Raw genomic sequence first — 10,995 nt, forward strand, 5'->3', positions numbered from 1 at the left:
CCTCGGCCACCGGCTCCTTCACCTTCAGCACGAGGTCCGCGACACCCCAGGCCTCGTCGGCGTCGGGGACGATCGTCGCGCCCGCCGCGACGTACTCCGCGTCGTCGATGGACGAACCGACGCCGGCCCCCTGCTGGACGAACACCTCGTGCCCGTGGGCGGTCAGCTCGTGCACGCCGATCGGCGTGATCGCGACGCGGTACTCGTGGTTCTTGACTTCCTTGGGCACGCCGACCTTCATGGCAGCGGTCCTCCTCGTACGACGGTGAGACGGGTCACCGCCCAGAATGAAGGTTCACGCAGCCATGCGCTAGTTCGCCGCACATGATTCTGTCACTATGGCGTCATGTCCTCCACACGTTCGGAGAACCTCGCGCCACGGGCGGCCCGGCCGAACATCGTTCGACCGGCCCTCGACCACGTCGACCGGGCGATCGTCGACGAGCTGTCGGCGGACGCGCGGATCCCCAACAACGCTCTCGCCGAGCGGGTCGGCATCGCCCCGTCCACCTGCCTGGGCCGGGTGCGGGCGCTGCGCGAGTCGGGCATCATCCGGGGCTTCCACGCCGACGTGGACCCGACGCTGACCGGCCGGCCGATCCAGGCGATGGTGCAGGTGCGGATGCAGTCACACGCCCGTGGCCAGCTCACCGAGTTCATGCAGGAGGTCTCGCGGCTTCCCGGGGTGCGCAACACCTACCTGCTCGGCGGCGCCCACGACTTCTTCATCCACGTCGCCACCGCGGACACCGAGGAGCTCCGGGAGTTCGTGATCGCGCACTTGTCCGGCAACCCCGACGTGGCGCTGACCGAGACCAACCTGATCTTCAGCCACACCCAGGCCTGGACCTGACCCGCGGTCAGTCCCTGCGGCGCACCGGCCCGAGCAGGACGGACGCCACCAGCGCGACGACGGCGACCGCGAGGGCGATCCCGAACAGGAACCACGAGAGCTCGCGCAGGCTCGAGAGCAGGACGTCGTACATCGCGCCGACCAGCTCGGTCTGCCCGCTCGGGGCACGCTCCTCGGCCAGCGACCGTCCGGACGAGACCGACAGCAGCAGCCCGGCCAGCGCGACCGCGGAGCCGAGGCCGAGCCAGACCAGCGCCCGGAGCCGGCGTACGGCGACGAGGAGGGCGACCGCGACCAGCACCGCCCAGAGGACCGGGAGCCAGAAGCCGCCCTCGTCCACCACCCGGTAGTAGGTCCGCGCGGTCTGGAGGTCGTCGGCACTGATCAGCCGGACCGAGGTCGAGACGTCCGGCACCTTCGAGGTGTCGATGAGGTTGCGGGTGTCGACCGCGTCCAGGACCGCGGCCACGAGCGGCCCGATCTGGATGACCACGGTGCCGTCGTCGGCGACCGGGCTGTCGGAGTCGTCCTCGAGCGCCGCGACCAGCTGCTCGTGCGCCTCCCGGTTGGCCCGCTCCCACGCCGGCCGGAACTCCGGCCCCTCGACCACCCGGGTGGCGGCCGTGGACACCAGCGGCTCCGGGGCCCGCGGCAGCCGGGTGAGGGTCTCCTGCACCAGCGTGTCCCGGACGAACTCCTGGACCACCGGGTCGTCCGCGAGCGGACCGACGGTCTCGACGTACGCGTCGGAGTCGGTGACCACCGAGTCGGTCCAGAGGCCGACCACGGCGACGGGCAGCAGCAGGCAGGCGAGCAGGGCGGTGACCGCGAAGGTCAGGTGACGGACGGGTCGCACGCGGGGGGACTCTCCTCGAGGTCGCGACGGTCGGGCGGGGGCTCGGCCACCCTACTGACCGGGCCTCGCGCACCCGGAGGACGTCAGCCGAACCTTGGCGTCGTCCACTCGGCCTTCGTCGGGAAGGAGTTGAACCGGCAGCCCTGCAACGACTTCGACTGCTGCTGCATCACCGGCGCGAGTGCCCCGCGCCGGGGACAGGACCGGTGCCGGTGGCCGAGCCAGTGCCCGGTCTCGTGGTTGACCACCATGTGCCGGTAGCCGCGCAGCGACCCGCCGTGCTCGTTCCAGGCGGGCGAGGCGTACTTCCACCGCTTCTGGTTGATGACCACGTAGCGGCCGACCCGGCAGCTCCACTGCGCGCTGCACTCGGGGGAGAACCGGGGCACTCGCGAGGCCTCGGCGAGCACCAGGGTCATCGCGCCGCCGGAGCGCACCTGCCGGAACGCGGTGCCGGTCACCCGCCAGCCGCGCGGGTCGTTGAGCGAGTCGTTCGCGAGCCGCTTGAAGTCGGCCAGGCTCGTGGTGATCCGGCCGCGGGTCTCGACGTGGTAGTAGACCGTGCGCCGCAGCGGCACCCGGTGCCCGATGGCCTGGGTACGCGACGACGTCGTGCTGCGGCTGGCGAACCCCTGCTTGCGCGCGGTCTCGCGCACGGAGATGCGGTGGCCGACGTCGAGGTGGCCGAGGCGGTACGTCGCCCGGGTGGCGCCCGCGATCGGGCGGCCGTCGCGCAGCCACTGGTAGCGGCGACCGTCGACGGACTGCTTCCAGTCGGCCCTGCGGACGGTCAGCGTGTGCAGGTAGCGGCGGGTGCCGCTGATCCCCGGCCGCTGCTGGACCACCAGCGTCGCCCTGCGCACCCGTACCGCGTCCGAGACCGCCGTACCGCTGCCGCCGGAGCCGGTCGCGGTCACCCGCACCGCGACGTCGTGCCCGATGTCGGCGAGCCGGGCGGCGTAGGTGCGCCCCGTCGCTCCGCTGATCGCCCGTCCGTCGCGCCGCCACTGGTAGGCGTACGTCGCGGCCGGGTCGCTCCAGGTGCCGGGGTCGGCGGTCAGCCGGGACTGATAGGCCGGCGTGCCCGACACCGACGGCGGCGTGAGGTTGGTGACCGGGTCCGCGGCGGCGCCGGCCGCGACCAGCGGGCCACCGAGGGCGAGGGCCACGCCGAGCAGCGCGGCGGCGAGCACACGGGACGCACGGCGAGGCATCCGCCCACCCTAGGCGCGATCCCGCGTCCCCGTAACTCCTGCGCCGAGGTGCCTCTTGTTGCTGGCCCAGGTGCCCCGAATTGCGTGCCCAGGCATCAAGACCGGGCACCTCGGACATCAAGACCGGGCACTTCGGCGGGTCAGGAGTTGGAGTAGACGGCCGGACCGCCGTCGCCACCCTCCCCGCCCTCGCCGAGCCGGCGGCCCGCCCAGGTCCAGGGGTACGCCGGGTCCTCGGCCGCCAGCCCGCCCTCGCCGAGCTCCAGCGGCGCGAACGTGTCGACCATGACCGCGGACTCGTCGAAGGACTCGACGCCGAGGGACGCCTCGATCGCGGAGGGCTGCGGCCCGTGGGCGTAGCCGCCCGGGTGCAACGAGATCGAGCCGATCGCGATCCCGGAGCCCTTGCGCGCCTCGTAGTCGCCGCCGACGTAGAACATGACCTCGTCGGAGTCGACGTTCGAGTGGTAGTAGGGCACCGGTATCGACAGCGGGTGGTAGTCGACCTTGCGGGGCAGGAAGTTGCAGACCACGAAGTTCCAGCCCTCGAAGACCTGGTGCACCGGCGGCGGCTGGTGCACCTTGCCGGTGATCGGCATGTAGTCCTCGATGTTGAACGTGTAGGGGTAGAGGCAGCCGTCCCACCCGACCACGTCGAACGGGTGCGTCGCGTAGGTCATCCGGGTGCCGCCGATGCCGCCGGGCAGGCCGGGGACCCGGTGCTTGACCAGCACCTCGACGTCGGTGCCCTCGACGAGGAAGACGTCTCCGGGGCCGTGCAGGTCGCGCTCGGAGTACGGCGCGTGCTCGAGCAGCTGCCCGAACCGGCTCAGGTAGCGCTTGGGCGGGTGGACGTGGCTGTTCGCCTCGATCGGGTAGAGCCGGCTGGCCTCGGCGGGTACCCACCGGTGCGTGGTCGCGCGCGGGACGAGGACGTAGTCGCCGGCGCGGTAGGGCAGCACGCCGAACACGGTCTCGACGGTGCCGCTGCCGGACTCGACGTAGACGCACTCGTCGCCGATCGCGTTGCGGTAGTACGGCGAGGGGACGGTGCCGGTGACGACGTACGAGAGCCGCACGTCGTTGTTGCCGAGGACGAGGCGGCGGCCGGTGACCGCGTCGGCCGCGCCCTCGTCCGGCGAGGGGAAGAGCGTGTGCAGCTTGAGGTGCCGCGGCTTGAGGGGGTGGTTCGGGGTCCGGGTCTGGTCCGGCAGGTCCCAGGCCTCGCTGGCGACGATCGCGGACGGCACGCCCCGGTGGTAGAGGAGGGAGGAGTCCGAGGAGAAGCCCTCCTCCCCCATCAGCTCCTCGTAGTAGAGGTTGCCGTCGGGGTCGCGGTGCTGGATGTGCCGCTTCGGGGGCACCGTGCCGAGCTGCCGGTAGTACGCCATGACTAGTCCTCTTATCCGATAATCGGCCACTGTCGTCCGGTATGTGCGTGGTGGCTAGAGTAGCCGCGTGACGTCCCTCCCGCCATCCGTCCTCGACCCAACCTGGCTCCGTCTCGTCGACGACGCTGCCATCTTCCCGCCCGGCAACGCTCCCCTGCACGAGGCCACCACGGCGTACGGCGCCCGCCGCGACGCGTGGTACGCCGGGTTCGTCGGCAGCTTCGTGCTCCGCGACACCGACCTGCCCCAGGTCCGCGGCTTCGGGGCACCGCTCTCGGTCGTGGTCACCGGCGGCGCCGGCCAGGTGGCCGGGCCGGTCGGGCTCGCGAGCAAGCTCGGCCTCGAGGTCGCCGGCCTCGAGATCGCGCTCCGCGACCTCGACGACCTGCCCGGCAACGCCCGGCGCGTGGTGGCCGCGGTGGACGAGGTCCGCAACCAGCTCGGCGACGACGTGACCGTCCACGTCGAGCTCCCCCAGACCGAGCCGACCGCCGGCTGGCTGGCCGCCGCCGACGAGGTGGGCGCCGCCGAGCTGCGATTGAAGTTCCGCACCGGAGGCACCGAGGCGCACGCCTTCCCCTCCTCCGCCGCCCTGGCGTCGTGGATCGACGCCGCGCTGGACCGGGAGACCCCGTTCAAGTGCACCGCCGGCCTGCACGGCGCGCTCCGGCACCGCGACCCCGAGACCGGCTTCGAGCACCACGGCTTCCTCAACGTCCTCGTCGCCACCCGGCACGCCTTCGACGGCGCGTCCACCGACGACGTGACCGGCATCCTCGAGCAGCAGGACAAGGCGACCTTGGTGGGCCTGGCCATGGAGACCGAGCTCTCCGGGGCCCGCCGATGGTTCACGTCGTTCGGCTCGTGCTCGGTGACCGAGCCCCTGGACGAGCTGGTGGGCACCGGACTGCTGGAGGAGGCGTGAGCACCGCGGAGACGCGCCCGACCTGGGTCGCCCGCGCCGCCGGGTCGCCGTACGACGTCGACAACCTGCCGTACGGCGTGTTCAGCCGCCGCGGGGAGCAGACCGGGGTCGGCGTCCGGATCGGCGACCAGGTGCTCGACCTGGCGCCGCTGGCCGGGCTCGACGTGCGCCCGGTCGTGGCGGCCACCAGCCTGAACCCGCTGATGGCCGCCGGCCGTGACGCCTGGGACGCGGTTCGGGCCTGGGTGACCGGCCTGCTCACCGACGAGTCCGAGCGCGCGCGGGTCGAGCCGCACCTGCTGCCGCTCGGCGACGTCGACCTGCACATGCCGTTCGCGGTCGCCGACTACGTCGACTTCTACGCCTCGCTCGACCACGCCTCCAACGTCGGGGCCATCTTCCGCCCCGACCAGGCGCCGCTGCTGCCGAACTGGCGGCACCTCCCGGTCGGCTACCACGGCCGCTCCGGCACCGTCGTCCCCTCAGGCACCCCGGTGGTCCGGCCCTGCGGCCAGCGCAAGACCCCGGCCGACGAGGCACCGGTCTTCGGTCCCAGCGCCCGGCTCGACATCGAGGCCGAGCTCGGCTTCGTGGTCGGCGCCGCCAGCGCCCAGGGCGACCACGTGCCGGTGCGCGGGTTCGCCGACCACGTGTTCGGCGTGGTCGGCCTCAACGACTGGTCGGCGCGTGACATCCAAGCCTGGGAGTACGTCCCGCTCGGGCCGTTCCTCGGCAAGTCGTTCGCGACCTCGATCTCCCACTGGGTCACGCCGTTGCAGGCGCTGGACGCCGCGTGGACGGACCTGCCCGGCCAGGACCCGGCGCCGCTCCCCTACCTCGCGGTCGACGGCCCGGCCGGTCTCGACATCGCGATCGAGGTCGAGCTCAACGGGCAGGTCGTGGCCCGGCCGCCGTACTCCTCGATGTACTGGGGCCCGGCCCAGATGCTCGCGCACCTGACCGTCAACGGTGCCTCGCTGCGGACCGGCGACCTGTTCGCCTCGGGCACCGTCTCCGGCCCCGAGCGCGACCAGCGCGGGTCGTTCCTGGAGATGAGCTGGGGCTGGAAGGAGCCGTTCGCGGTCGGCGACCAGGAGCGGACCGCGCTCGAGGACGGCGACGAGGTGGTGCTCCGCTACACCGCCCCGGGCACCGGCGGCGGCCGGATCGCGCTGGGCGAGGTCGCGGGCCGGATCGAGCCCGCCCGGCCGCAGTAACGCGGGCAGGCGAAACCCGTCGACGGCACCCGACCGGTCGACCCCGTCGACTGCACCCGACCGGTCGACCCCGTCGACTCTGCCGGCGGGCTGTGCTTGTCTGGACCGGTCGGGCCGCACTCGGGCGGCCCTCTCGGGAGGAACCATGAAGCACCGCAGCTCCACGGCCGTCGCGGCCGTGCTCAGCACCACCTCGCTGGTCGTCGCCGGCACCTCGGTCGCCGCGGGAGGCGGCGCCGGGTCGCCCGGCGTCGGCGATCCCTACTACCCCGACTACGGCAACGGCGGGTACGACGTCCGCCACTACCGCGTCGCCGTCGACTACGACCCGGCCGCCGACAGCATCGAGGGACGCACCACGATCCGGGCCCGGGCCACGCAGCGGCTGACGCAGTTCGACCTCGACCTGGTGCTGCCCGCCTCGAAGGTCGTCGTCGACGGCCGTCCGGCGACGTTCACCCAGACCGAGCACGAGCTGGTGGTCACGCCCCGCCGGCCGCTCCACCGAGGCGAGCCGATGCGGGTCACGGTCACCTACGCCGGGACGCCGGCCGACTACTCCGCCCACGGCATCTCGCCGTGGATCACCACCAGCGACGGCGCGGCCGCGGTCGGCGAGCCGGAGATCGCCCCCTGGTGGTTCCCCAGCAACGACCACCCCCGCGACAAGGCGACGTACGACGTGGAGGTCACCGTCCCGCACGACGTCGAGGCGCTCGGCAACGGGGTGCTGGTCTCCTCGCGCCGCGACGGCGCCGACCGCACCTGGCACTGGCGCGAGCGCAAGCCCATGGCGACGTACCTCGCGTTCTTCGTGGCCGGGCAGTTCGACATCACGCACAGCCGCACGCCGTCCGGGCTGCCGGTGATCAACGCGGTCGCCTCCAACGGCGGCTCCGAAGGCGACTACGCCGCCGCCGACCTCGCGCGCACCCCTGAGGTGGTCCGCTGGGAGTCGCGGCAGTGGGGTCCCTACCCGTTCGAGGCGATGGGCGGCGTCGCCCCGGCCGCGGACTTCGGGTTCGCGCTGGAGAACCAGACCCGGCCTGTCTACACCCGCGGGTTCTGGCGCAACGGCCCCAACATCTACGTCGTGGTCCACGAGCTCGCGCACCAGTGGTACGGCGACTCCGTCTCCGTCGAGAACTGGCGCGACATCTGGCTCAACGAGGGCTTCGCTTCGTTCACGGAGTGGCTGTGGTCGGAGAAGCACGGCGAGGGGACGGCCGCGGAGATCTTCCGCGAGGTCTACGACGGCATCCCGGCCGACGCCCCGTTCTGGGACCTCACCATCGGCGACCCGGGCAAGGGTCGTGAGTTCGCCGGAGCGGTCTACGACCGGGGCGCGATGACCCTCCAGGCGCTGCGCACCCGCATCGGCGGGCCGGCGTTCTTCGACACCATGCGCACCTGGGCCCGAGAGCACCGCTACGGCAACGGGTCGATCGCGCAGTTCATCGGGCTCGCGGAGCGGGTTTCCGGCCAGCGGCTCGACGGGTTCTTCGACGCCTGGCTCTACACGGGAGCCAAGCCGGAGCCGACCCGTGCCAACGGGTTCCCGGCCGACTGGGACTCGACGACGAGCGCCCGCCGGAACGTGACCTCGCTCGGCAAGATCCGCTCCGTGCGCCGGCACCTGCTCGACACCGGGCACGCCGGCTAGCCATGCTCCGGAGGACGCGTGGGCGACCGGCCTCCCGGTCGCCCACGCGTCCTGGGCCACGCGCCGAATTCCCCGTGACGCGGCGCCCTGACCGCTGACAGGATCCCCGGCATGGCGGCTCCTCTCGCGCTCCCCACCGACCGGTACGACGACTTGCTGGCCTGGCTGCCCGGCTTCGTCGCCGACGACCCCGACCTGCGGTGCGCGTGGCTCGGCGGGTCCGCCGCGACCGGGGGCTTCGACGAGTGGTCGGACATCGACGTGGTCGTGCTCGCCACGCCGGGCACCGCGGCGTCGGCGTACGACCGGATGCTGGCCGCGATCCGCGCCACCTTCGCTCCGGACCACGTGTGGGAGCTGCCCGAGCCCACCTGGCCGGACGGCCGGCAGTGCTTCGTCAACCTCCAGGCCCGGGCCGGGCTGCTCGCGGAGCCCACCCGGCTGGTCGACCTGGCGGTGCTCGAGGTCGGCGACACCCGCCGGGTGATCGACGTACGGCGGCACGGGACGCCGCTGGTCCTGCACGACCCCGACGGGCTGATCGAGCTCCGCCACGACGACCCGGAGGAGCTGGCCCGCGGGGCGGCCGCCGCCAACGACCAGTCGCGGCAGCGGTGGGCGACCGCCGAGTGGCTGGTGAACCGCGCGGTCGCGCGGGACCAGCTGCCCGAGGCGGTGGCGCTCTACCTGCGGTTCGGGCTGACGCCGCTGGTCCAGCTGCTCCGCACGAAGCACTGCCCGGAGCGGCACGACTACGGCCTGCGCTACCTCCACACCGACCTGCCGTCCGACGTCGCCGCCCGGGTCACCGCGCTGCTGCCCGGGACCGACCGGCTCCGCGAGCTCTCCGCGGAGTGCTTCGCCTGGCAGGCCGAGCTGCTCGCGGACCTCGCCTGACCCCTCGTCCGTCCCCCGCGAGGACCACGCGGCTCCCGAGGCACCCCCAGTGATGTCACGGATGCCCGGCCCCGTGCCCCGGGGCGAAGGTGGTCGACGCCCGACAGCCATCGACCCCAAGGAGCAGAGATGTCGAGCTCACCTCCGGCGCAGGACGGCAAGCGGGGAGCCCTGACGGCCCTCGCCCGGGCCTGCGCCTACCACCCCGTCCGCACCCTCGCGATCTGGGCGACCACCCTGGTCGCCATCGTGCTGGCCGCCAACACGTTCGGCGGCGCCCTCGTGAACGAGTTCGCGATCCCCGGTTCCGAGTCGCAGAGCGCCGTCGAGCTGCTGCAGGAGAAGTTCCCCGAGCGGGCCGGCGACTCGGCCCAGATCGTCTTCGCCGCCGACGACGGCACCCTCGCCGACGAGTCGGCCAGGGCCGACATCGCCGCCGCCAGCGCGGCCGCGATGGACGTGCCCGGCGTGACCGGCGTCGGCGACCCGTACGCCGGCAAGGGCGGCGGCATCAGCGAGGACGGCACGATCGGCTTCGTCGACGTGCAGTTCGAGCAGCCCGCCGCCGAGATCGACGACGCGGTCGTCGAGCAGCTCGAGGACGACGTCCGCGCCGCCGTCGGCGACACCGACCTGCAGGTCGAGCTCGGCGGCACCGTGATGGACAGCGTCCAGCCGGAGAGCCACACCAGCGAGATCCTCGGCCTGGTGGCCGCGATGGTCGTGCTGCTGATCGTGCTCGGCTCGGCGATGGCGATGGCGATCCCGATCACCACCGCCCTGATCTCGGTCGGCCTGGGCATGAGCCTGCTGACCATCGCCGCCCGGTTCACCGACTTCAACGAGGTCACCCCGATCCTCGCGGTGATGATCGGCCTCGGCGTCGGCATCGACTACGCCCTGTTCATCGTGACCCGGTTCCGGCAGGCCCTCGAGGACGGCGAGGACCCGAAGCAGGCGTCCGTGACGGCGACCAGCACGGCCGGTCGCGCCGTCCTGTTCGCCGGCGCCACGGTGGCCGTGTCCATCTCCGGCCTGGCCGTGGTCGGCATCCCCTTCGTCACCAAGCTCGGGATGGGTGCGGCGATGACCGTCGTCGGCGCCGTGGTGACCGCGGTGACCCTGCTGCCCGCGCTGCTCGCGCTGGTCGGCCACCGCATCGACTGGGGCCGGCTGCCCGGCGCGCGCAGGCGTGCCGCGAAGCGTGGCGACGACGACAACGGCGTCTTCCAGCGCTGGGCGCGCTTCGTGACCCGCCACCCCAAGGCGCTGGCGCTCGCCGCGCTGTCGGTGGTCGTGCTGCTCGCACTGCCGGCCACGGACCAGCGGCTGGGCACGGCAGATGCCGGCACCAACCCGCAGGACACCACCACCCGCAAGGCCTACGACCTGCTCGCCGAGGGCTTCGGCCCGGGCTTCAACGGCCCGCTGCTGGTCGCGGTCGACCAGTCGCAGGACCCGCAGGCGACGGAGAAGGTCGCATCCGCGATCACGGACGACCCGGGCGTCGCCACCGTGGTCACGCCGATGGTGAACGAGGCCGGGGACACTTCCCAGATCCCGGTGATCCTGACCTCCTCGCCCCAGTCGGAGGAGACCGCCGACACGCTGCACCGGCTGCGTGACGACGTGATCCCCCAGGCCCTCGAGGGCTCGTCGGCCGAGGCGTACGTCGGCGGTGCCACGGCGTCGTACGAGGACATCGCGAGCCAGATCGACTCGCGGATGGGCTGGTTCCTGCTCTACATCGTCGGCATCACCTGCCTGATCCTGACGATGGCCTTCCGGTCGATCGTGATCGCGGTGAAGGCGGCGCTGACGACGATGCTCTCGGCAGCGGCGGCCTTCGGCGCCCTGACCGCGGTGTTCGAGTGGGGCTGGTTCGGCAGCGCCATCGGCCTGGACGTGACCGGCCCGACCGAGTCGTTCATCCCGATGCTGGTGCTGTCGATCCTGTTCGGGCTCTCCATGGACTACGA

9 protein-coding genes and 1 pseudogene are annotated in these 10,995 nt (G+C 72.7%); 6 read left to right on the forward strand and 4 right to left on the reverse strand.

Annotated elements, in window-relative coordinates:
• Positions 1 to 241 (reverse strand): annotated as a pseudogene (locus tag EKO23_RS23665) (alanine dehydrogenase); the annotation flags it as partial.
• A gap of 105 nt (positions 242 to 346) precedes the next feature.
• On the opposite strand from EKO23_RS23665, the gene EKO23_RS23670 reads away from it, so the two are divergent.
• A complete protein-coding gene (locus EKO23_RS23670) occupies positions 347 to 853 on the forward strand; it encodes an Lrp/AsnC family transcriptional regulator (RefSeq protein ID WP_134720952.1) in 507 nt (168 codons plus the stop codon).
• 7 nt (positions 854 to 860) lie between these two features.
• On the opposite strand, the gene EKO23_RS23675 is transcribed toward EKO23_RS23670, so the two are convergent.
• The 3 genes from EKO23_RS23675 to EKO23_RS23685 all read right to left on the reverse strand — a co-directional run bounded on the left by EKO23_RS23675 (position 861) and on the right by EKO23_RS23685 (position 4,314).
• Positions 861 to 1,709, reverse strand: coding sequence for a hypothetical protein (locus tag EKO23_RS23675; RefSeq protein ID WP_134720953.1), 849 nt, complete (start codon positions 1,707 to 1,709; stop codon positions 861 to 863).
• 83 nt (positions 1,710 to 1,792) lie between these two features.
• A complete protein-coding gene (locus EKO23_RS23680; protein ID WP_134720954.1) occupies positions 1,793 to 2,923 on the reverse strand; it encodes a DUF3152 domain-containing protein in 1,131 nt (376 codons plus the stop codon).
• 140 nt (positions 2,924 to 3,063) lie between these two features.
• Complete coding sequence (locus EKO23_RS23685; RefSeq protein ID WP_134720955.1) at positions 3,064 to 4,314, reverse strand: homogentisate 1,2-dioxygenase; 1,251 nt, start codon at positions 4,312 to 4,314, stop codon at positions 3,064 to 3,066.
• 67 nt (positions 4,315 to 4,381) lie between these two features.
• Here EKO23_RS23685 and EKO23_RS23690 point away from each other — a divergent pair, with 67 nt between their 5' ends.
• From EKO23_RS23690 to EKO23_RS23710, 5 genes are all read left to right on the forward strand, one after another.
• Positions 4,382 to 5,239, forward strand: coding sequence for a hypothetical protein (locus EKO23_RS23690; protein WP_134720956.1), 858 nt, complete (start codon positions 4,382 to 4,384; stop codon positions 5,237 to 5,239).
• The gene (gene fahA, locus EKO23_RS23695) at positions 5,236 to 6,456 is read left to right on the forward strand and encodes a fumarylacetoacetase (protein ID WP_246051278.1); all 1,221 of its coding nucleotides are present in this window, start codon (positions 5,236 to 5,238) and stop codon (positions 6,454 to 6,456) included. Before EKO23_RS23690 ends, fahA begins: the two co-directional genes overlap by 4 nt.
• A 145-nt stretch (positions 6,457 to 6,601) precedes the next feature.
• Positions 6,602 to 8,119: a M1 family metallopeptidase gene (locus EKO23_RS23700; protein ID WP_134720958.1), complete on the forward strand. Its 1,518-nt coding sequence runs from the start codon at positions 6,602 to 6,604 to the stop codon at positions 8,117 to 8,119.
• A 111-nt stretch (positions 8,120 to 8,230) separates the two neighbouring features.
• Positions 8,231 to 9,016: a nucleotidyltransferase domain-containing protein gene (locus tag EKO23_RS23705; protein WP_134720959.1), complete on the forward strand. Its 786-nt coding sequence runs from the start codon at positions 8,231 to 8,233 to the stop codon at positions 9,014 to 9,016.
• Between the two features lie 129 nt (positions 9,017 to 9,145).
• The coding region (locus EKO23_RS23710; RefSeq protein ID WP_134720960.1) for an MMPL family transporter at positions 9,146 to 10,995 on the forward strand (1,850 nt) is incomplete at its 3' end.

Source organism: Nocardioides guangzhouensis (genome assembly GCF_004519545.1).
GTDB lineage: Bacteria > Actinomycetota > Actinomycetes > Propionibacteriales > Nocardioidaceae > Nocardioides > Nocardioides guangzhouensis.

Bases quoted from the DNA above. Each gene is read 5' to 3' on its own strand.
- EKO23_RS23685 (WP_134720955.1), bottom strand. From the start codon at position 4,314: ATGGCGTACTACCGGCAGCTCGGCACGGTGCCCCCGAAGCGGCACATC.
- EKO23_RS23670 (WP_134720952.1), top strand. From the start codon at position 347: ATGTCCTCCACACGTTCGGAGAACCTCGCGCCACGGGCGGCCCGGCCG.
- EKO23_RS23700 (WP_134720958.1), top strand. From the start codon at position 6,602: ATGAAGCACCGCAGCTCCACGGCCGTCGCGGCCGTGCTCAGCACCACC.
- EKO23_RS23705 (WP_134720959.1), top strand. From the start codon at position 8,231: ATGGCGGCTCCTCTCGCGCTCCCCACCGACCGGTACGACGACTTGCTG.
- EKO23_RS23680 (WP_134720954.1), bottom strand. From the start codon at position 2,923: ATGCCTCGCCGTGCGTCCCGTGTGCTCGCCGCCGCGCTGCTCGGCGTG.